We start from the raw sequence: 20,547 nt of genomic DNA, 5'->3' as shown, positions 1-20,547 counted from the left end.
ATAATATGAAAGCAGGAATTGTAGGATTACCAAATGTTGGAAAATCAACATTATTCAATTGTTTATCCAATGCAAAAGCGCAAAGTGCTAACTTTCCGTTTTGTACCATAGAACCGAATATAGGAGTAGTAAATGTTCCCGATTCGAGAATGGCAAAACTAGAAGAATTAGTCAATCCGGAACGTGTTCAAATGGCAACAGTTGATATTGTTGATATCGCCGGATTGGTAAAAGGAGCAAGCAAAGGCGAAGGTTTAGGAAATCAATTTCTTGGAAATATTAGAGAATGTAATGCTATTATTCATGTTTTGCGTTGTTTTGACAATGATAATATTGTGCACGTTGACGGAAATGTAAACCCAATTCGTGACAAGGAAACCATCGATATCGAATTGCAATTGAAAGATTTAGAAAACGTAGAAAAACGTTTAGAAAAAGTAAATCGTGCAGCCAAAACAGGAAATAAAGAAGCACAAACAGAAAAAGCACTTTTAGACAGAATTAGAGAAAATTTGTTACAAGCAAAATCAGCCAGAACCATAATTCCACAAAACAATGATGAAGAAGTTTTGATGGAAGGTTTTCAATTGATAACAGCAAAACCCGTTTTGTACGTTTGTAATGTAGATGAGAATTCAGCAGTAAATGGTAATAAATATGTAGACCAGGTTCGTGAAATGGTTAAAGATGAAGATGCGGAAGTTATCATTCTTTCAGTTGGAGCCGAGGCAGATATTACGGAACTAGAAAGTTACGAAGAGCGCCAAGTATTCTTGGAAGACATGGGATTAACCGAGCCAGGAGCATCGGTTTTGATTCGTGCTGCTTATAAATTATTAAAACAACAAACTTATTTTACGGCAGGAGTTAAGGAAGTTCGTGCTTGGACAATCAATATTGGAGCAACTGCGCCACAAGCTGCCGGAGTTATTCATACTGATTTCGAAAAGGGATTCATCCGTGCCGAAGTGATTGCTTACGAAGATTTCGTTCATTATGGTTCCGAAGCCAAATGTAAGGAAGCCGGAAAATTTAAGGTTGAAGGAAAAGAATATATCGTAAAAGATGGAGATGTGATGCATTTCCGTTTTAACGTTTAGTAGTCATCGCGAGGTACGAAGCAATCTCATCAAAATAATAATAAAACTGTTCAAGCAATTGAGCAGTTTTTTTTGTACCCATTTCCCGCTTTCCTCTTCACCATTTTTCGGTCTTGCTTTTTTCTAAGGCAAAAGAATGTGCTGTATTTGAAGATTTATAAATGTAATTGGGTCCTGTTTTTTGTTATATTTGGAAGAATCATATTATAAAAAATATAATGTTTGGAAAAGAGAAGAACTCATTAATAAAAAAAACAAACCATGACTAAAAATTCTTGCACCTGAAAGAGGAAGTAGTAATGATTTTTTTGCAGGAAACGGTGGTTTTTATTAAGGAGAATGCAAATATTTTGGGAAGTGGTATGAAGATGAGTTGGATGGGGTTTTAGAATTAAAACAAAAGTTTAATTAAAATATAAATAAAAAATGATACAGAGTAGACCGCCTGAACTTGGATCGAATCCAAAAAAAATAGATAAATTAATAAATAGAATTAAATCTGGAGATATAAGAATTCCTGCATTTCAAAGATCATTTGTATGGAAACAAAATCAAGTAATTGAACTATTAGATAGTATAATTTCAAATTTCCCAAATAGGAAGTGTCTTATTATGGAGTTCGAAGGATAAATTAAATCATACTAGAAATATTGCTGGTTTTTTAATTCCAGAAACAGCAGAAGAATATCCTGTGAATTACGTTTTAGATGGTCAACAAAGAATATCATCAATATATGCTGTTTTTAGTAAGGACATTGAACAAGATAAAACTTATCCTCGATATAATCCTAATTTAGATATTTTTGAAATCTATTATGATTTTAAAGTTAAAAAATTTATGGCTAAAAATGATGTTCAAGATAATATTGATTCAATAATTCATTTAAGGAATTTTTTAGATGTTTCAAGTTTGTTTGATAAGTTAAAGCTATTGAATACGATTTATCATGAGGACGCACAAAATTTATGTTCAAAATTTTTAAACTATGAATTACCTGTTGTAACAATTAAATATAGAACTAAAGAAGAAGTTGGACTAATTTTTGAAAGGATAAATAATACAGGCACTAAATTAGGTACCTTAGATCTAATGACTGCTTGGACATGGACAGATGACTTTCATTTACATGAAAAGACAACCGAGTTGTTTGAAGATTTAGACGAAAAGGGATTTGGTAGCTTAAGTCAAAATATACTTTTGCAAGCAATTTCAGGTTTTTTGCAAAATGATACTACAACAAAAGCAGTCTTAAATCTTAAGGCTGAAAATATAAGAGATAACTGGGAAAATTTTTGTGAGGCATTAAAAAAAGCAATTGATTTTGTAAGTACTGAATTGCTTTGTAAGAATATTGATTTCTTACCTTATCAACAGCAATTAGTTGGTTTAACGAAATTTTATAGTTATAAGAGTATTCCAAACGCTGAAGAATTTAATGCAATTAAAAGATGGTTTTGGAGAACTTCATTTTCAAATAGATATTCATCTGGAACAACAACAGAAAAGATGAATTATGATATTGAAATCATTAATTTAATAAGAAATAAAGAATTTGAAGGAATTGAAACATTTAAAATGAATGTTTCTGAAATTGAATTGATAAATACTAATTTCTCAAAAGCAAATTCACTTTCTAGAGCATTTTTATTATTAATGGCTCAGTCTCATCCAAGAGATTTAGTAAAGAATATTAAAGTTGATTTAAGTACGGCATTTTCAAAATATAACAGAAAAGAATTTCATCATACTTTTCCTAATGCTTTTTTAAGAGATAATGAGTTTATGAAACATGAGATATTTTCTCTTATGAACTTTTGCTTTTTATCATCAGATTCAAACAAAAAGATAACAAATAATAAGCCATCGATTTATTTTTTTACTCTAATTGATCAAAAAGAAATTAATGCTATTCTCGAGTCTAATTTATTACCATTAGACAAAACTGTTTACGTAGAAGATGATTTTAAAGCCTTTTTGGAAAGAAGAGCTGAATTGGTATTAACTGAAATTAAAACAAAAATTTAGAATTTTGGATGTCCTTCCAAACCCCAATCCTTTTTGAAGTTATTTCAGCCAGTAAATTAAAATCCGTATAAATCAGTTCAATCAATCTAATCTGTGTTCCGTTTTCTTTGTGAACTTAGTGATTTCTTGGAGTCTTTGTGTTTGAGGTACTATTTATTACTTTTATGAAAAAATAGACCATGGCGCAAGCTATTTTGGGAAGGAAATCCATTAGAACCTACTTAACATAAATTTTTTTATCTTTGTAATCTAAACTTCATGAAACATGAACTACAAAATATCATTTCAGGAAAGAGCCAAGTTGAGCATGGAGCAACTATCCAAGCAGTCGCCAGTTACCTTAAAGATAGCAAGGGAGCAGGCAGTTTGGCTGAAAAAAGTATCATCCTCAAAAAACAAGAAGAAAGCTTAATCGAGCAATTTGCCACAAAAAAATCGCTTTGGATTTCTGATGTAAATATTGAAAATTTTGTTTCAAGTGGGGCGGAACAATTGGTTTATCTAAAAAATGAACGAACAGTTCTTAAACTAAATGATTCGATTTATTATGCTTCTTGGGTCGATTACTTAAACAATTTACTTTTAAATAATTATTTTTTCCCTGATACGGCATACGAACTTCTTGGTTTTTATAAAAACGATATAGCCTTGTATGCTGTTGTTGAGCAAAACTTTGTTCTGGCAACCGAAAAAACAGAACTAGTCAATGTTAAATTATTTCTTGAAAACTCAGGATTCATTAACAAAAAAAGTAATGATTATTTTCACCCTGAACTAGGCATAATTTTAGAAGATTTACACGATGAAAATGTGATAACACAAGATGGTATCCTAAAATTTATCGATACAGTTTTTTATATCACGGAACAGTTTTACCAATAATCATCCAAGACCTCCGTACTCAAAACCTCATTTTTTAGAAGTAATTTCAGCCAGTAAACTAAAATTAGTGTGAATCAGTGTGAATCAGTTCCATCTGTCTGATCTGTGTGCTATTTTCTTTGTGAACTTAGTATATTCTTCGTGTCTTTGTGTTTAAAAAACAAATTCATTACTTTTATGAAAAAATATTCAACATGAAGATAATCGCCTTTGCCGGAAGTAACAGCAAAAACTCCATTAATAAAAAATTAGCCACTTATGCAGCTTCTCTTTTTGTAAATGCCGAAGTGGAAGTGTTGGATTTAAACGATTTCCAAATGCCATTATTTGGTGTGGATATCGAAAAGGAAATCGGTCAGCATCCTTTGGCGAAAGCCTTCTTGGACAAAATTTTCGAAGCTGATATTTTAGTAGTTTCCCTTGCCGAAAATAACGGAAATTATTCCGCGGCTTTCAAAAATGTTTTCGATTGGTGTTCGAGAATTACTCCAAAAATATTTCAGGAAAAACCAATGCTCCTTATGGCTACTTCGCCTGGGGCAAGAGGCGGAATTTCGGTTTTAGAAATTGCAAAAAATACTTTTCCACGCTTTGGTGCAATCCTAAAAGCAACTTTTTCCTTGCCTAGTTTTAATGATAATTTTGATGTTGAAAAAGGTCAAATTTCAAATGTGGAATTGGATAAACAATTGCGAGAAATTGTAAATAATTTCCAAGTTTTTTAAACCTTTTAATTTTTAAAACGTTCAATTAACACTGTCAATATCATTCTTAATAACTTTGACTCATTCTTCTTTTAAAATATATCGACATTCGCTATATTAGCACACTCGAGGTCTATGCGAAAAGCTTAGAACGAACAGAACGCAGTTAAATTCGATAAAATTTAAAATGTCCGATCAAAATCAATATACCGAAGACAATATTCGGTCACTAGACTGGAAAGAACACATCAGAATGCGTCCCGGAATGTACATCGGAAAACTGGGTGACGGTTCTTCGCCGGACGATGGTATTTATATTCTCCTTAAGGAAGTGTTGGACAACTGTATCGACGAATTCGTTATGGGGGCTGGGAAAACTATCGAGGTAACGATTAAAGATAAAACGGTTTCCGTTCGGGATTATGGTCGTGGAATTCCACTTGGAAAAGTCATTGACGTGGTTTCCAAGATGAATACGGGAGGTAAATATGATTCCTTGGCCTTTAAGAAATCCGTAGGTTTGAATGGTGTTGGGACAAAAGCCGTGAATGCGTTGTCTAATTATTTCCGCGTGGAATCCGTTCGTGACGACAAACAAAAAGCCGCCGAATTCTCAGGTGGAAACTTGGTTTTGGAGGATGATATTATTGAAACCACGAAAAGAAAAGGAACCAAAGTGACTTTTATTCCGGATGAGACGATTTTTAAAAATTATAAATTCCGTTATGAATATGTGATTAAAATGCTGAAAAACTATTGTTATTTAAACAATGGTTTGACGATTTTGTTCAATGGGGAAAAATATTTTTCCGAAAATGGATTGAAAGATTTATTGGAAGAAACCATCCATGCCGATGATCTTGAATATCCAATCATTCATTTGAAAGGCGATGATATCGAAATCGCCTTGACACACAGCAAAACCCAGTATTCAGAAGAATATCACTCCTTCGTAAACGGACAAAATACGACTCAAGGAGGAACGCATTTGGCAGCGTATCGCGAAGCCATCGTGAAAACCATTCGAGAATTTTATAACAAAAGTTTCGAAGCTTCGGATGTGCGAAAATCCATTGTGACAGCGGTTAGCATCAAAGTGATGGAACCGGTTTTTGAATCGCAAACCAAAACCAAATTGGGTTCAACGGATATGGGATCAGAACCCGGAATGCCTTCGGTTCGTACTTTTGTGAATGATTTTGTAAAAAACAAATTAGATAGTTATTTGCATAAAAACCCAACAACTGCCGATGCTTTGTTGCGTAAAATTTTGCAAGCGGAAAGGGAACGTAAAGAACTTTCCGGAATCAGAAAATTAGCAACAGATCGTGCCAAAAAATCCAATTTACACAACAAAAAATTAAGAGATTGTCGGGCGCATCTTCCCGATACCAAGAATCCAAAAAATTTAGACAGTACGCTTTTTATCACTGAGGGAGATTCGGCTTCGGGATCCATCACTAAATCTCGCGACGTAAACACGCAAGCGGTTTTTAGTCTTCGTGGGAAACCGTTAAATTGCTACGGAATGAGCAAGAAAATTGTGTACGAAAACGAAGAATTCAATTTGTTGCAAGCTGCCTTGGATATCGAAGATGGTTTAGAAAAATTGCGTTACAACAACATTGTAATTGCAACCGATGCCGATGTCGACGGTATGCACATTCGATTATTATTGATTACTTTTTTCTTGCAATTTTTTCCTGAATTAATCAAGGAAGGTCATTTGTACATTTTGCAAACCCCACTTTTCAGGGTACGAAATAAAAAGGAAACCATTTATTGCTATTCGGATGAGGAACGAAAAGCAGCCATAGAAAAACTAAAACCAAAACCAGAAATCACCCGATTTAAAGGATTGGGTGAAATATCGCCAGACGAATTCAAGAATTTTATTGGAGAAACCATTCGGTTAGATCCTATTATGATGGATAAAAACACTTCGGTTGAGCAGTTGTTATCTTTCTATATGGGAAAAAATACGCCCGACAGACAAGAGTTTATCATCAAGAATTTGAAAGTGGAATTAGATACGATTGAAGCAAGTTAATAAAATGGACGAAGACGAAGATAACATTATCCCAAACGAAGACGAAAATAAAGAAGAGTTAAACGAATCTTTGAATGAAGAAGGTTTTGAAGATATAAAAACTTCAACTGGGATGCAGCATTTTTACGAAAATAACGACGAAGGCAGCGATACCATTACCAAAGTTACAGGAATGTACAAAGATTGGTTTTTGGACTATGCTTCATATGTAATTTTGGAACGTGCAGTTCCCGCCATCGAGGATGGTTTCAAACCCGTTCAACGCCGTATTATGCATTCGCTCAAGGAATTGGATGACGGTCGTTACAACAAAGTGGCAAATGTCGTTGGGCACACGATGCAATACCATCCGCACGGAGATCAGAGTATTGGTGATGCGATGGTGCAAATTGGTCAGAAAGAATTGTTGATCGATTGTCAGGGAAACTGGGGAAATATCCTCACGGGCGATAGTGCTGCGGCTTCTCGTTACATTGAAGCGCGTTTGTCGAAATTTGCTTTAGAAGTTTTGTATTCTCCAAAAATTACTGATTGGGGCGTTTCCTATGATGGTCGTCGGGCTGAGCCAAATAATTTGCCGGTAAAATTCCCCTTATTGCTTGCTTCAGGAGCCGAAGGGATTGCTGTAGGACTTTCCACAAAAGTGTTGCCCCATAATTTCAATGAATTAATTGATGCTTCGATAAAAATTCTGAAAGGAAAGCCATTTACACTTTTTCCTGATTTTCAAACAGCAGGAATTGCGGATGTTTCCAATTATAATGATGGAATGCGAGGCGGACGGGTTCGTGTTCGTGCCAAAATTGCCCAGTTAGACAAAAACACTTTGGTCATTACCCAAATTCCGTTTTCGACCAATACGACGACTTTGATAGACAGTATTTTGAAAGCCAATGAAAAAGGGAAAATCAAAATCAAGAAAATTGAAGACAATACCGCAGCTGAGGTAGAAATATTAATTCATCTTTTCCCCGGTGTTTCGCCAGACAAAACTATTGATGCTTTGTTTGCTTTCACTGGTTGCGAAACTTCCGTAGCGCCTCTGGGTTGCGTGATTGAAGACAACAAACCGCTGTTTGTTGGGGTTTCTCATATGTTGAAAATTTCTACGCAACGAACAGTTGATTTACTCCGACAAGAGTTAGAAATTCAATTAGAAGAACTCAAAAATAAATGGCATTTTTCGACCTTGGAAAAAATATTCATTCGGGAAGAAATGTATATTGATTTCAAATTGTATTCGGATAGAGAGTCACTTTATGTTTATATGTACGACCGATTTGAGCCCTTCAAAAAATCATTTGTTAGAGCAATTGAGGATGATGATTTGCAAAAATTAACTCAAATTCCAATGATTCGTATTACGCGTTTTGATTCGGATAAAGCGGATGATTTTATCGCAAAATTGGAGGACGAAATGAAAGAAGTGCAACATCATTTGGACAATCTAATCGATTTTGCCATTGCCTTTTTTGCCAAGTTAAAAGAAAAATACGGAAAAGGTCGTGAACGCCAAACCGAGTTGCGTAGTTTCGATAATATTGAGGCAACAAAAGTGGCTTTGAGAAACACAAAATTGTATGTAAATAGGGAAGAGGGTTTTATTGGAACTGGATTAAAGAAAGATGAATATGTCACGGATTGCTCTGATATTGATGATGTAATTGTTTTTCTCCGTGATGGAAAAATGATGATTTGCAAGGTAGACGAAAAAAAATTCGTTGGTAAAGACATCATTCACATTGCCATTTTTGACAAAAGCGACAAGCGTACAATTTACAATATGATTTATCGGGATGGAAAATCGGGTCCAGCTTATATAAAACGTTTCAATGTGTCGGGAGTTACACGGGATAAATTATACGATTTGACCAATGAAACCAAAGGTTCTCAAATACTATATTTTACGTGTAATCCAAATGGCGAAGCCGAAGTAATCACTATTATTTTACGCCAAATAGGAAGTATCAAAAAGCTGAAATGGGATTTGGATTTTGCAGACATTGCCATAAAGGGGCGTGCTTCCAAAGGGAATTTAGTTACCAAATATCCAATCAAGAAAATTGAAATAAAGGAAAAAGGAATTTCGACCTTGAAACCTCGAAAAATTTGGTTTGATGATACTGTTCAAAGATTGAATGTCGATGGCAGAGGAGAATTATTGGGAGAATTTAGACCAAACGACAAGATTTTGGTAATTTCACAAACTGGAAAATTAAAGGTCATCACACCGGAATTATCGACACATTTTGATGAGGATATGGTAGTTTTGGAGAAATGGCATCCCAAAAAGCCAATTTCTGCCATTTATTATGATGGCGAAAAAGAACGTTATTACGTGAAACGCTTTTTGGTGGAAACAGAGAATAAGGAAGAAAGTTTTATTACTGACCATCCCAAGTCTCAATTGGAAATTGTATCAACAGATCATCGCCCAATGGCCGAGTTGGTTTTCACGAAAGTGAAGGGCGTTCAAAAAGAAAATCAAACGGTTGATATTGAAAGTTTTATCTCCGTAAAAGGCTTTAAAGCACTTGGAAATCAGTTAACTACTGATAAGTTAAAACAAGTTAATTTACTGGAACCCTTGCCTTACGAGGAACCGGAAGAAGTGGTTCCTGAAGAAGTAGAAGGCGAAACGGAAGTTAACATAGTTGATGAAGATATCGAAGGAATTCAGCCCGATGAAGACGGACAAATCACTTTGTTTTAATAACCACAAAGTGAACAAAGATTTAATACAAAAGGTCTCAAAGTAGAATAATTACTTTGAGACTTTTATTTTTTTTTAGTAGACTTTGAGTTAACTTTATTTCTTTTTCTTCTCCATTCTCATATTCAAAACTTCCACCAAAAGCGAGAAGGAAATAGCAAAATACAAATAGCCTTTTGGTACCGGAGTGACGTGATTTCCAAAGATTAAGGCATTCGATAAATGAGCACTTTCTGTGATTAACATAAACCCGATTAAAATTAAAAAGGACAATCCTAAAATTTGGATGGAAGGATGATTGTTAACAAAATTACCAACAGGAACAGCAAATTGCATCATAATCAAAACAGAAATAACAACCGCAGTAATCATAATATATAAAGCTCCTGCTACGCCATTAGTCATACCTACGGCAGTCAGAATACTATCAAAAGAGAAAACCAAGTCAATTAAAATGATTTGGACAATGACACTTCCAAATGATTTTACAGCAGCTTGTTTTAAGTCCTTTTCTTCTTCTCCTTTTAAATCTACCTTATCGTGAATTTCTTTCGTGCTTTTATAAATCAGGAACATTCCGCCCAGAAAGAGAATAAGACTTTGACCTGAAACCTGGGCATTTAGCATGCCTAAATTAATGGAAAACCAAGGTTCTTTCATCGCAATGAGGTAAGAAATTCCCAAAAGAAGTGCAATTCTCATAAACATAGCCAGAAACATTCCCACTTTGGTAGCTTTTTTGCGTTGTTCTGTCGGTAATTTTCCGGTAACAATCGATATGAAAATGATATTGTCTATTCCGAGTACAATTTCCAGAAAGGTCAATGTTAACAAGGCAATCCAGGCGTCTGGGTTTAAAAATACTTCCATTTTATTTAGGTATAAATTATGAGTTATTCTGAAATCTTAAGAACAGTTCCGCGTTGTTTTTTATCGCTTCCCACAATTCCGAATTCAAAAGTATAGGAATTTTTTGAAGTAGTCAAAATTTTCATGTTAATTGCATTTTTCTCCGCCATATTCTTCGGATGAACTTTTTCGAGGATGTATTCACAATCGCTTACCCATCGAATAGTTGAGGTATCGGTTTTGCCTTCAAAAGTTTCTATTTCTATGCTGTCATTGCGTTTAAAAACAGTTGTTTTATTGACACCGTCAACCTTGTAGTCAAATTTGAATTTTCCGGTTTTGAAATTCTTGCAATTGCGTTCCACATTATAGCACGACAATAATGAGAGTAGTGGGAGGATAAAGATTATTTTTTTCATATTTTTTTGGAGCTGTTTCCTGCTATCCGTTGCAATCTTTGCTTTTTTAAAGAAAAAAAGCAAAGGATTTCCACTTCTATCAGGGCTAAAACATTTGTTTGTAAATTAAATTTTAAGTTTTTTTAAACTATTTCAGTAATTTTTATTGCATTTTTTAACCATTTAACTTTGTGTGCTTTGCGAAAATTTTGCGCACTTAGTGGTTAACCTTTATTCAATTTTAATATCATATTTATCCAAAAGTCCGACAATTCCCTGTGTCGAAAACTTGGCTTTTTTCATTGGATTAAATTCAGGATCAATTTTAAAATTATGTGCTGTTCTAAAATCTACTCCTGCTAATTGGGTGTCATTAAAAACAGCATTATCCAAATTACAATTTTCAAAAACCGAATTGTTGAGATGCGTTCCAATAAAAGAAACTTCTTTCATCGAACAGGAATCAAACTTCGTTTTGGGCATTTTCTTATTGGCAAAAGACGAATAATCCAATGCACAATCCTGAAAACTTACGCTAAACAAGAAATCAGCACAGGATTGGAACTGAATTCCAAGCAATTTGCAATTCCTGAAATGAACCGTTTTTAAACTCGTTCCGGCTAATTGCGTCATCGAAAGATTGCAATCAATAAACTCACAATCCATAAAAGTATTATTCGAAAAATCACTGTTTGAGAAATCACAGTTCTTAAAAATGCAATCTTCAAACTCTCTGTTGTTGACTTTTTTGTCTATGAAAGAGACTTTTTCGAACGTTTTATTAGTGTGTATCAGGTTTTCCATTAATCGTTAAATAAACTGCGCACCATAATTTTCAATCCTAAAAAAGTCAAATAAACTGCGCCCAAACAGGTAGCTATTCCGATTCCTAGAACCAAATAATGCCAATCATTCTGCTTGTTGATAAACGCATTGTGAATTAAAGAGGGACCAATAAAAAGCAAGGGCAAAGCCATCGCTAATTTTTTTATTCCTTTGGATAATAGTTCTTTATTTGTTGACATTTTTTTGTAATTTATACTTGTAATGAAGGGAGAAAATAAACCCTGCTATTGTTTGAATAATGATTAAATATAGAAATAAAAAAATATTTTTCAGTCCATAAGGATCTGTTTTAAAAAAATGGATTGGCGAGCTGAAAATTAAAAAGAAATATACTGAAACCACAATTATGTTTGAAAATAAGTAATTCTTAATGAATTTCCATTTTCTTAAAAAATAGACTGTAATTATCCACAAAACCGGAATCAATGATAGTAAGAAATAGAAAACGAATACCATTATTTAGATTGATAAAAGTTAACTGCTTTCCTTACGCTTCCATATTTTTCAAGCAATTTTGCAGCAACTTCATAGGTAACTGGAATTTCTCCCATAATCATTTTCACACCACGATCGATCAGTTTGCTGTTGCTCAATTGCATATCGACCATTTTATTTCCTTTCACTTTACCAAGCTGAATCATAGTTGCCGTTGAAATCATATTGAGTACCAGTTTTTGTGCTGTTCCGGCTTTCATTCTTGAACTTCCTGTTACAAATTCAGGACCTACAACCACTTCGATTGGAAATTTTGCGGTTTGCGAAAGCGGACTTCCTGCATTGCAAGAAATACTTCCTGTGGTTATATTGTTTTCATTGCAAGCTTGTAATCCTCCAATAACATATGGTGTTGTTCCAGATGCAGCAATTCCTATAACGACATCATTTTCATTTACATTTAAAGCTTTCAAATCAATCCAGGCTTGGTTTGCATCGTCCTCAGCATTTTCTACGGCACGGCGAATGGCTTTGTCGCCACCGGCAATAATTCCGTTGACCATTTCAGCAGGAACACCAAATGTTGGCGGACATTCCGAAGCGTCAAGAATTCCCAAACGTCCTGAAGTTCCGGCACCAATGTAGAATAATCGTCCGCCAAGTTTCATTTTGGCAACGATTTCAGTCACTAAAGTTTTTATTTGTGGCAATGCTTTTTCTACGGCAAGCGGAACGGTCTTGTCTTCCTGATTGATATTGGACAACAATTCTTGAACAGACATTTTTTCTAAATGTTCGTATTTCGAGGATTGTTCGGTAGTTTTTTTGAAAGTCATTTTGTTTATTTAACTAATTCAAAAATAATCTTTTTTGATCGCAAAGTCATAATGTACAAATTTTTTTTTATATATAGAAATGCGTGAGGGATAGCAGTGAAAATCCCACACTTTTTAGTGTGGATTGTAGCGAATAGCCCGACCCTTGTGGTCACGCCCAAATTTATATAAAATACGCCAATATAATCCCAATTAATATCATCGAAACCTTGGCAATGTTAAATTTATGTCCTTCGCTACTTTCGAAAATGATGGTGGACGAAATATGAAATAATATCCCGATTACTATTGCAGTAATTTCGGTGTAATAGTCGTTTAAGATGGGCAAATAATCCGACAAAATGGTTCCCAGCGGAGTCATAATCGCAAAAGTAACCATGAAGATAAAAATCGCCTTCTTGTTCAGACTTGCATTGATGAAAAATGTCGTAAGAATAATGGCAATTGGTAAATGGTGAATGGCAATTCCTACTGCTAAATTGTGATGGTGGCTTACGGGAAATCCTTCCAAGAATGCGTGAATACAGAGGCTGATAAAGAGCAACCAAGGAATATGGGACATTTTTTCGTGACCGTGAACGTGACCGTGTTCAGCACCTTTGGAGAAAAATTCTAAAATGATTTGGAATAAAATCCCCGCCATTATAAAAAGTCCAATGTTAGGATTGTTGCTTTTGTAAACGTCCGGCAACAAGTGCATCACGGTTAACGAAAGTAAAAAAGAACCGCTAAAAGCCAACAGTAATTTAAGGTTGGTTTTGTTTTTGGGTTTAAAATACAAAGCAATAATGTATCCAATAAGTACTGAAAATAAAGGTAAAAGGTAGTTCATTTATTTAAATATCATTATTAATCGTTCGCTATCGGTTTTATGGAATTTTTTCAATTTATAATCTCCAAAAATGTCCAAAAGATAAATCCCGGCTTCTTCCATTAATTCTTCAAAATCCTTTAGTGTTAAAGCCTTTACCTTTTCAGTGTAATGAAATTTCTCACCTTGGTCTTCAAAGTCAATTTCTTTACAAATATGGCCCTCACTCACATATCTTTTGATATGAAAATCAATATTTTCAACTGTTTTTACTTCTTCGGCTACTAAATTATTGATAACTTGATTCACGTTCATAAAGTCAATTACGGCAAAACCATATTCGGTCAGGCTTGCTTTCATCGCCTTTAAAGTCGTCAGGTTGTCTTCGTCATTTTCGAAATAACCAAAGCTGGTAAACAAATTAAAGATGGCGTCAAACTTATCTTCAAAAGTTTCGCGCATATCGTGAACTTGAAAATGCAGGGTTTCATTTTGGTTTTTATTGGCTTCGGCAATACTGTTTTCAGATAAATCAGCACCCACAACTTTGTAACCCAACTGGTTCAGATAAATGGAATGACGTCCTTTGCCGCAAGCTAAATCCAGCACTTTCGCTTTTTCAGGAAGGTTGAGGTAATGCGTCAGATTGTCCATAAAAACCTGAGCTTCTCTGTAATTTCGTTCTTTATAAAGAATATGATAATAAGGAGTGTCAAACCAGGAGGCGAACCAATTGTGGGTTTTTTTCGCCTGTTCGAGCGAAGCTCTCGGGTTAGGATTCGGGTCTTGTGTCTTGGGTTTTAGTGAATTTGGCATTTATTCTTTTTCTATTAATTCAATTCCTGCAAATTTAGTGTATTTTTGCACCGAATACTTGATTTTACAATGGAAAATAATTTTAGAATGATTGCCAAAACCTTTTTTGGTTTTGAAGAAATACTGGCAAATGAATTGAAAATGCTGGGCGCACAAGACGTGGAGCAAGGTGTGAGAATGGTGAGTTTTAAAGGAGATAAAGGCTTTATGTACAAGGCGAACTTGGCTTTGAGAACCGCTTTAAAAATCTTGAAACCCATTTATTTCTTCAAAGCAAGAGATGAAAATGCATTGTACAAAGGGATTTCAGGAGTAAACTGGTCAAAATTTCTCAGCGCCAATCAGACTTTTGTGATTGATGCAACGGTACATTCGGAGTATTTTAATCATACGGAATTTGTTTCCCAAAAATGTAAAGACGCTATTGTAGATCAATTTAGAGAAAGAACAGGACAACGCCCAAGTATAGAAAAAATTCATCCTGATTTAAGAATAAACATTCATATTGACAAAGATCAAGTATCAGTAGCATTAGACACTTCTGGAAATTCTTTACATCAAAGAGGATATAGAACGGCCACGAATATTGCGCCTATAAACGAAGTATTGGCAGCAGGTATATTGTTGCTTTCGGGTTGGGACGGACAAGGCGATTTCTTGGATCCAATGTGTGGTTCCGGAACTTTCTTGGCGGAAGCCGCAATGATTGCCTGTAATATTCCGGCAAACATCAACCGAAAGGAATTTGCTTTCGAAAAATGGAACGATTGGGACAATGATTTGTTTGACCAAATTATGGATTCTTTGATGAAGAAAATCAGAGAGTTTCATTATTCCATAAAAGGCTATGACAAAGCGCCATCGGCAGTTCAAAAAGCCAAAGACAATATTAAAAACGCCAATCTGGACGAATACATAACCATTGAGGAACGTAACTTTTTTGATACGGAAAAAACTACGCAAGGAAAATTGCATATGGTTTTTAATCCGCCTTACGATGAACGATTGGACATTCATATGGAAGAATTCTACAAGAATATTGGTGACACCTTGAAGAAAAATTATCCGGGAACTAACGCTTGGTTTATTACAGGAAACCTCGAAGCACTGAAATTTGTAGGATTAAAACCTTCCCGAAAAATCAAGCTTTTCAATGCCAGCATCGAAGCTCGATTAGTGAAATACGAAATGTATGAAGGAAGCAAGAGAACAAAATTCCAGGTTACAGATGGAAGCGTTCAATAATCGAACTAAAACCCAATACCTAACACCCAAAATATGACCAAATTACAAGTACGCGCATTTCTATACCAACTGGGTTGTTTCGCGATATTATTCATATCGATTCAATTTTTGCTGGCAAAATATACTAATTTAACTGGATTTTGGATTCCGTTTACCGCTTTTGTTGTTGGAACAATTTTGTCACCAAAATTTCAGGCTGCCAAAACCAAAGACGGCGAAAAATTATTCATGTCCTGGCTATTTATAAAAGGAATTAAGGAAATAGGGTAAATTAATAACGAATATTTTAGTAAATATTTTGTCATTTCGACCAAAGGGAGAAATCGCATTAGTTCCTCTAGTTGTGAGATTTGTTTCACCTATTCACTTCGTTCGAGCCTCCTTCGTCGAATTGAGAATTTACGGTTCTTATTTCTTCGTCTTTGCCGTCTTCTTATATAACGGAACAAAATAAGTTACGGTATAATTGAATCCTGCTCCAAAATTACCGGCATAAGTTCTGTTGAATCCTGGAATATAAAGGTTTTCGAAGTTGTCACTTGGTTTTTTATCTGCAACTAATATGTTCATACGAAGACTGAAACCCACAAATATATTATTGATAACTTTTACTTTTATCCCCGTTACCACTTCAATCCAATTGGCAGTCAATCCATTGAATTCTTCTCCGGAAGATTTCCAAGGTATTTCACCAAAATAAGGGTAAGCATTATAGGTTTTGTAACTGTTTAATCGTTGGTTAAAAGTGCTTACGCCATATCGCAAACCAATGGATATGATGTTCTCCATATCCAGCCAGTTTTCATAAGCGTTATAATCAAAACCCACTTTCAGATAAGTGCCTTTTGTAGTGGTGTTCAATCGGTCGTCTACGGTAGTTTTATCTTCGCTTCCAAGTTCAGCAGCTAAAAAATATTTTTTCGTCAGGCGGTAATCACCCACTAATTCGATGCCTTTATAATTAGAATCATATAAACCACGCGTCAATTTATACAAATCTACTCCTACGCGCACACCATAGCGATCCTTTTTTAAGGGAACAATACTATCGGTTTTCGCAGCAGCCACAGGTTTTGCAACGGCTTGTTTTGGTGCTTCTGGAATCTCACCTTCAATTTTAGTTCTTTCTGACGAAGTTTTCTTTGGAATAATGTCTTGTGCTTGTGCCAAAAACAAAGACATTAGCAGCCAGATTCTAAAAAAATACTTTAATGTGTGTTTCATTTTCGTTGGCTATGTTACTTTTTTCGATTGAAATATATTGCATCCATTTTAGTTTTGTCTCTGGTACTGAGGCATGCACAAAAGGATTGCTGGGGTCAAAAGTAAAAAGGGTTTTAAAACCGCAAGCTCTTGACACAAAAATATCTGATCTGGTATAATTGAAAGTGACTTCGTCAATGTCTGTCAATGTGGGATTTGCATTACCGGAATTCAGGATAAAACTATATTTGGTGGTATTCGAGTCCGTTTTTAACGGAATAGAAATTGTGCTTCCATTCGTCAAATATTTCGAATCATCGGTGGCTGAATTAAAAACAATGCCTTCAGTCTTTCCATCACCAATGACTTTCAGATTGGTCACATTTTTTAAAACAGACGGATTGTTAATATCATAAAATACAATCACAAGTCGAGGAGTGGTAGGCGTGTTTGCATCGCAAATATCATCTTTTTCACAACTGGAAACAGTGAACATTGCAATCAATAAAAGTATAAGTATTTTTTTCATAATTTATATCTTGTTCCCCTTTAGGGACTAGGGGCCTATCTTTTTTCCAAAAGTACAACATTTTCTACGTGATGCGTTTGCGGAAACATATCTACGGGACGGACACGGGTTACTTTGTATTTTTCATCCATTAAAGCCAAATCACGTGCTTGTGTGGCCGAGTTACAACTCACATAAACGATTTTTGAAGGTTCGATTTTTAGTATTTGTTCGATTACGTCTTTGTGCATTCCATCACGTGGCGGATCGGTGATGATAACATCAGGTTTGCCGTGTTGGGCAATGAAACTTTCGTTGAAAACCACTTTCATATCACCCACATAAAACTCACAATTGTTAATGGCATTGCGCTCGGCATTAGCTTTAGCATCAATAATCGCTTCAGGAACGCTTTCTACACCAATGACTTTCTTGGCATTTTTGGACACAAATTGGGCAATCGTTCCGGTTCCGGTGTATAAATCATAAACGATTTCATTACCGGTCAATCCGGCAAAATCACGCGTAATTTTGTATAATTCGTAAGCTTGGTCGGAGTTAGTTTGGTAAAAAGACTTGGCATTAATACTGAATTTCAAACCTTCCATTTCTTCCAGGATGTAATCTCTTCCTTTATATAGTTTAATATTAGTATCGTATAATGTATCGTTGGCTTTATTGTTGACCACATATTGTAACGAAGTGATTTGCGGAAATTTTTCGTAGATGTGATCAAGAATCAATTCTCTGCCCACTTTGTCATTTTCGAAAAACTGAAGCAAAACCATAATTTCTCCGGTCGAAGCCGTACGCATCATCAAGGTTCGAAGCAAACCTTCGTGATTTCTCGGATTGAAAAAAGTGAGGTCATTTTCATTGGCAAAAGCCCGAATCTCATTCCGAATCGCATTCGATGGGTCTTCTTGCAAATGACATTTATTAATATCCAAAATCTTATCCCACATTTTCGGAATATGGAAACCAAGGGCATTTCTATTACCCAAATCTTCGGTGCTGTCAATTTCTTTTTCGGTCAACCAACGGCTGTTCGAAAAAGAAAACTCCATTTTGTTTCTGTAAAAGAATTGTTTTTCAGAACCTAAAATGGGTTCAAACTCGGGAAGTTCTATTTTTCCAATGCGCTGCAAATGGTTTTTGACTTCATTTTGTTTGTAATACAATTGCTGGCTGTAGTTCATATTCTGCCATTTGCAACCGCCACAAACCCCAAAATGTTCGCAAACAGGTTCAATTCGATGTTCGGAATATTCGTGAAACTTTACCGCTTTTCCTTCATAATAGGCTTTACGCTTTTTGAAAGTTTGCACATCTACCACGTCGCCTGGAACAACGTTAGGTATAAAAATTACTTTTCCATCTGGAGCTTTTGCCACCGAAACGCCTTTTGCACCTGCATCGAGGACTTTTATATGATCAAAAACGATCTTGTCTGTATTTTTCTTAGCCATAGCGCAAAAATAAGGCTTTGGATGGTTTTAAAAATTCAAATTGGGAAATATTTTTGAAAAGGATGTTTTTATTTGGGATTAATCTTTAGAAAAATAGTTTTCTGTGTAACTTGCTATTAGAGATTAATTGTTGTTAAAATATTTAAATTAAGTGTTTTATGTGATTTAATGCAATATAAATCCATAATAAATCTAAATAAGCATCAAAATCTGTAGTTCATAGTTTTTATTAATGTCTTCATCGAAAAAAAGTACCAACTGTATTTTATTTTTTTAGCTTAGATGTATTATTAACAATTAGTTAAACAATTATTCTAAAATTTTTTGTTAAACCTACAAAGCCCCTCAGCGACTTTTTCTAAAGTAGAATAATTACTCTTTTGGTTACAATAGAAATCCCAAATTCTATTGATTTTGCATTTTTTAAGTTGAATAATCGCATTCATTTTTTAAGTAAATCATTATTGTATGAAAACATTTCTACGTAAATCCGGAATCTTCGCCATAGTATTTGTAATGGCAAATTTGTTCTTTTCGAGTGCCGCTTTTGGGCAAACAGTAACAACTGATTTGCCGGATTATCCTCCGGGATCAACAGTTCTGATTACAGGAACTGGCTTTCTCGCTAATGAAACAGTAAATCTACAGGTTATACACATTCTTGCCAATGGCGATAATGATACGAGTGGAGCTCACCAGCCTTGGTCAATAACTGCAGATACAAATGGAGATATTTCATCCTCTTGGTTAGTGCCACTTGATCAGGACGAGTTGGGAGCAACATTGTATTTAACTGCAGATGGTCAAAGTTCATTATTGCATGCGGAATGGATGTTTACGGATGCAATTCACTTTCAATCTGTAACTGTAGCTGCACAAGCCACAGCTTTGTTTTATGGAACTAGTGGTAGTACTACTTATCCTGTTACGGCCGGTTTTAATGGAAGTGGTTCTTCAGTATCTGCAACATTTAGTTATGCATTTAGTCCAACTAACCCAAGTGGTATTACTACTCCATCTGCTTCTCACTTTAGTCCAAATCCAGTGACATCTAGTGCCCCTAGTTCAACGCTCTCCATCGCTACTAACGGAATCACTCCAGTTGGAATTTATAATTTTATTGTATCCGGCGTTGGTAGTGATGGCAACAATGCTGCCTCTAATACTAGAACCCTGGTTATAACAAAAGCTACAACTTCTATTTCAGCAGTTTCAGGTTCTGGAATTTATGGAGGAAGTGCTACTTTGACAGCAACAACAAATTTGAATGTTGCAGGAATTCTTGTTTCATTTAATTTAGATGGAACAAATTTAGGATCAATTAATACTGATGCAGCAGGAGTTGCAACTTTAGTTGTGCCATTTGCTTCAATACCTTTGACAGTAAAAAATGCAGGAATATATGTAAGTAAAGTTACTGCAAGTATTCTCAACTCGACAAATTACTCTGCGGGTAGCGGAACGGGGGCTTTGACTATTAAGAAAGCGGCAACAGTTACAATAGTTACTGTTGCACCGGGAGCACCGTTCACCTATACAGGTTCGGCTATTGAGCAGGCAACCGTAAGCGTAACGGGAGCAGGCGGCTTGAGTTTAACACCGGCACCAGTTTATGCAAACAACATCAATGTAGGAACAGCCAATGCGAGCTACAGC

Annotated in this window: 20 protein-coding genes; 10 read left to right on the top strand and 10 right to left on the bottom strand. The window is 35.2% G+C overall.

From position 1 onward, the window contains the following. Positions 1 to 5 precede the first annotated feature (5 nt). The 7 genes from ychF to IR213_RS13865 all read left to right on the top strand — a co-directional run bounded on the left by ychF (position 6) and on the right by IR213_RS13865 (position 9,475). Entirely contained in the window at positions 6 to 1,100 is a 1,095-nt protein-coding gene (ychF, locus tag IR213_RS13895; RefSeq protein WP_194312903.1) for a redox-regulated ATPase YchF, read from the top strand. Positions 1,101 to 1,526: 426 nt separating this feature from the next. Beyond that, positions 1,527 to 1,730, top strand: coding sequence for a DUF262 domain-containing protein (locus IR213_RS16660; RefSeq protein WP_194312902.1), 204 nt, complete (start codon positions 1,527 to 1,529; stop codon positions 1,728 to 1,730). Then, entirely contained in the window at positions 1,687 to 3,126 is a 1,440-nt protein-coding gene (locus IR213_RS13885) for a GmrSD restriction endonuclease domain-containing protein (RefSeq protein WP_194312915.1), read from the top strand. The genes IR213_RS16660 and IR213_RS13885 overlap by 44 nt, the downstream gene beginning before the upstream one ends. 258 nt (positions 3,127 to 3,384) lie before the next feature. Further along, entirely contained in the window at positions 3,385 to 4,008 is a 624-nt protein-coding gene (locus IR213_RS13880; RefSeq protein WP_194312901.1) for a putative polyvalent protein kinase domain-containing protein, read from the top strand. Between the two features lie 194 nt (positions 4,009 to 4,202). After that, entirely contained in the window at positions 4,203 to 4,733 is a 531-nt protein-coding gene (locus tag IR213_RS13875; RefSeq protein WP_194312900.1) for an NADPH-dependent FMN reductase, read from the top strand. Positions 4,734 to 4,899: 166 nt separating this feature from the next. Beyond that, the gene (locus IR213_RS13870; protein WP_194312899.1) at positions 4,900 to 6,762 is read left to right on the top strand and encodes a DNA topoisomerase IV subunit B; all 1,863 of its coding nucleotides are present in this window, start codon (positions 4,900 to 4,902) and stop codon (positions 6,760 to 6,762) included. 4 nt (positions 6,763 to 6,766) lie between these two features. Beyond that, positions 6,767 to 9,475 (top strand): DNA gyrase/topoisomerase IV subunit A, encoded by a 2,709-nt coding sequence (locus tag IR213_RS13865; protein WP_194312898.1) that lies wholly within the window; start codon positions 6,767 to 6,769, stop codon positions 9,473 to 9,475. Positions 9,476 to 9,571: 96 nt separating this feature from the next. Here the strand turns inward: IR213_RS13865 and IR213_RS13860 are convergent, their stop codons facing one another. From IR213_RS13860 to IR213_RS13830, 7 genes are all read right to left on the bottom strand, one after another. Beyond that, positions 9,572 to 10,345, bottom strand: coding sequence for a TerC family protein (locus tag IR213_RS13860; RefSeq protein ID WP_194312897.1), 774 nt, complete (start codon positions 10,343 to 10,345; stop codon positions 9,572 to 9,574). 23 nt (positions 10,346 to 10,368) lie between these two features. After that, positions 10,369 to 10,743 carry a DNA topoisomerase IV gene (locus tag IR213_RS13855; RefSeq protein ID WP_194312896.1) on the bottom strand — a complete coding sequence of 125 codons (375 nt, stop codon included), beginning with the start codon at positions 10,741 to 10,743 and terminating at the stop codon, positions 10,369 to 10,371. A gap of 210 nt (positions 10,744 to 10,953) precedes the next feature. After that, positions 10,954 to 11,526, bottom strand: coding sequence for a pentapeptide repeat-containing protein (locus IR213_RS13850; protein ID WP_194312895.1), 573 nt, complete (start codon positions 11,524 to 11,526; stop codon positions 10,954 to 10,956). Then, entirely contained in the window at positions 11,526 to 11,747 is a 222-nt protein-coding gene (locus IR213_RS13845; protein WP_194312894.1) for a DUF6095 family protein, read from the bottom strand. Before IR213_RS13845 ends, IR213_RS13850 begins: the two co-directional genes overlap by 1 nt. A 276-nt stretch (positions 11,748 to 12,023) precedes the next feature. Next, positions 12,024 to 12,839: an N-acetylmuramic acid 6-phosphate etherase gene (gene murQ, locus IR213_RS13840; protein ID WP_194312893.1), complete on the bottom strand. Its 816-nt coding sequence runs from the start codon at positions 12,837 to 12,839 to the stop codon at positions 12,024 to 12,026. A 163-nt stretch (positions 12,840 to 13,002) separates the two neighbouring features. Next, on the bottom strand, positions 13,003 to 13,671 hold the full coding sequence (locus tag IR213_RS13835) for a ZIP family metal transporter (protein WP_194312892.1): 669 nt from the start codon (positions 13,669 to 13,671) through the stop codon (positions 13,003 to 13,005). Beyond that, positions 13,672 to 14,466 carry a class I SAM-dependent methyltransferase gene (locus IR213_RS13830; RefSeq protein WP_194312891.1) on the bottom strand — a complete coding sequence of 265 codons (795 nt, stop codon included), beginning with the start codon at positions 14,464 to 14,466 and terminating at the stop codon, positions 13,672 to 13,674. A gap of 69 nt (positions 14,467 to 14,535) precedes the next feature. On the opposite strand from IR213_RS13830, the gene IR213_RS13825 reads away from it, so the two are divergent. After that, the gene (locus tag IR213_RS13825) at positions 14,536 to 15,711 is read left to right on the top strand and encodes a THUMP domain-containing class I SAM-dependent RNA methyltransferase (protein ID WP_194312890.1); all 1,176 of its coding nucleotides are present in this window, start codon (positions 14,536 to 14,538) and stop codon (positions 15,709 to 15,711) included. A 33-nt stretch (positions 15,712 to 15,744) separates the two neighbouring features. Next, complete coding sequence (locus tag IR213_RS13820; RefSeq protein ID WP_194312889.1) at positions 15,745 to 15,981, top strand: hypothetical protein; 237 nt, start codon at positions 15,745 to 15,747, stop codon at positions 15,979 to 15,981. A gap of 138 nt (positions 15,982 to 16,119) precedes the next feature. On the opposite strand, the gene IR213_RS13815 is transcribed toward IR213_RS13820, so the two are convergent. From IR213_RS13815 to rlmD, 3 genes are read right to left on the bottom strand one after another with little or no spacing between them, the layout of a single operon-like run. Then, a complete protein-coding gene (locus IR213_RS13815; RefSeq protein WP_194312888.1) occupies positions 16,120 to 16,935 on the bottom strand; it encodes a DUF6048 family protein in 816 nt (271 codons plus the stop codon). Beyond that, complete coding sequence (locus tag IR213_RS13810; protein WP_194312887.1) at positions 16,907 to 17,443, bottom strand: DUF6452 family protein; 537 nt, start codon at positions 17,441 to 17,443, stop codon at positions 16,907 to 16,909. The genes IR213_RS13815 and IR213_RS13810 overlap by 29 nt, the downstream gene beginning before the upstream one ends. A gap of 35 nt (positions 17,444 to 17,478) precedes the next feature. Further along, positions 17,479 to 18,891, bottom strand: coding sequence for a 23S rRNA (uracil(1939)-C(5))-methyltransferase RlmD (gene rlmD, locus IR213_RS13805; RefSeq protein ID WP_194312886.1), 1,413 nt, complete (start codon positions 18,889 to 18,891; stop codon positions 17,479 to 17,481). Positions 18,892 to 19,359: 468 nt separating this feature from the next. Here rlmD and IR213_RS13800 point away from each other — a divergent pair. Beyond that, a partial coding sequence (locus IR213_RS13800; RefSeq protein WP_228479197.1) for a hypothetical protein occupies positions 19,360 to 20,547 on the top strand: 1,188 nt, incomplete at its 3' end.

Source organism: Flavobacterium soyangense (genome assembly GCF_015277675.1).
Taxonomy (GTDB): Bacteria; Bacteroidota; Bacteroidia; order Flavobacteriales; family Flavobacteriaceae; genus Flavobacterium; species Flavobacterium soyangense.
This window is presented reverse-complemented; position numbering and strand designations above follow the sequence as displayed.

Bases quoted from the DNA above. Each gene is read 5' to 3' on its own strand.
- ychF (WP_194312903.1), top strand. From the start codon at position 6: ATGAAAGCAGGAATTGTAGGATTACCAAATGTTGGAAAATCAACATTA.
- IR213_RS16660 (WP_194312902.1), top strand. From the start codon at position 1,527: ATGATACAGAGTAGACCGCCTGAACTTGGATCGAATCCAAAAAAAATA.
- IR213_RS13880 (WP_194312901.1), top strand. From the start codon at position 3,385: ATGAAACATGAACTACAAAATATCATTTCAGGAAAGAGCCAAGTTGAG.
- IR213_RS13875 (WP_194312900.1), top strand. From the start codon at position 4,203: ATGAAGATAATCGCCTTTGCCGGAAGTAACAGCAAAAACTCCATTAAT.
- IR213_RS13870 (WP_194312899.1), top strand. From the start codon at position 4,900: ATGTCCGATCAAAATCAATATACCGAAGACAATATTCGGTCACTAGAC.
- IR213_RS13865 (WP_194312898.1), top strand. From the start codon at position 6,767: ATGGACGAAGACGAAGATAACATTATCCCAAACGAAGACGAAAATAAA.
- IR213_RS13860 (WP_194312897.1), bottom strand. From the start codon at position 10,345: ATGGAAGTATTTTTAAACCCAGACGCCTGGATTGCCTTGTTAACATTG.
- IR213_RS13855 (WP_194312896.1), bottom strand. From the start codon at position 10,743: ATGAAAAAAATAATCTTTATCCTCCCACTACTCTCATTATTGTCGTGC.
- IR213_RS13850 (WP_194312895.1), bottom strand. From the start codon at position 11,526: ATGGAAAACCTGATACACACTAATAAAACGTTCGAAAAAGTCTCTTTC.
- IR213_RS13845 (WP_194312894.1), bottom strand. From the start codon at position 11,747: ATGTCAACAAATAAAGAACTATTATCCAAAGGAATAAAAAAATTAGCG.
- murQ (WP_194312893.1), bottom strand. From the start codon at position 12,839: ATGACTTTCAAAAAAACTACCGAACAATCCTCGAAATACGAACATTTA.
- IR213_RS13835 (WP_194312892.1), bottom strand. From the start codon at position 13,671: ATGAACTACCTTTTACCTTTATTTTCAGTACTTATTGGATACATTATT.
- IR213_RS13830 (WP_194312891.1), bottom strand. From the start codon at position 14,466: ATGCCAAATTCACTAAAACCCAAGACACAAGACCCGAATCCTAACCCG.
- IR213_RS13825 (WP_194312890.1), top strand. From the start codon at position 14,536: ATGGAAAATAATTTTAGAATGATTGCCAAAACCTTTTTTGGTTTTGAA.
- IR213_RS13820 (WP_194312889.1), top strand. From the start codon at position 15,745: ATGACCAAATTACAAGTACGCGCATTTCTATACCAACTGGGTTGTTTC.
- IR213_RS13815 (WP_194312888.1), bottom strand. From the start codon at position 16,935: ATGAAACACACATTAAAGTATTTTTTTAGAATCTGGCTGCTAATGTCT.
- IR213_RS13810 (WP_194312887.1), bottom strand. From the start codon at position 17,443: ATGAAAAAAATACTTATACTTTTATTGATTGCAATGTTCACTGTTTCC.
- rlmD (WP_194312886.1), bottom strand. From the start codon at position 18,891: ATGGCTAAGAAAAATACAGACAAGATCGTTTTTGATCATATAAAAGTC.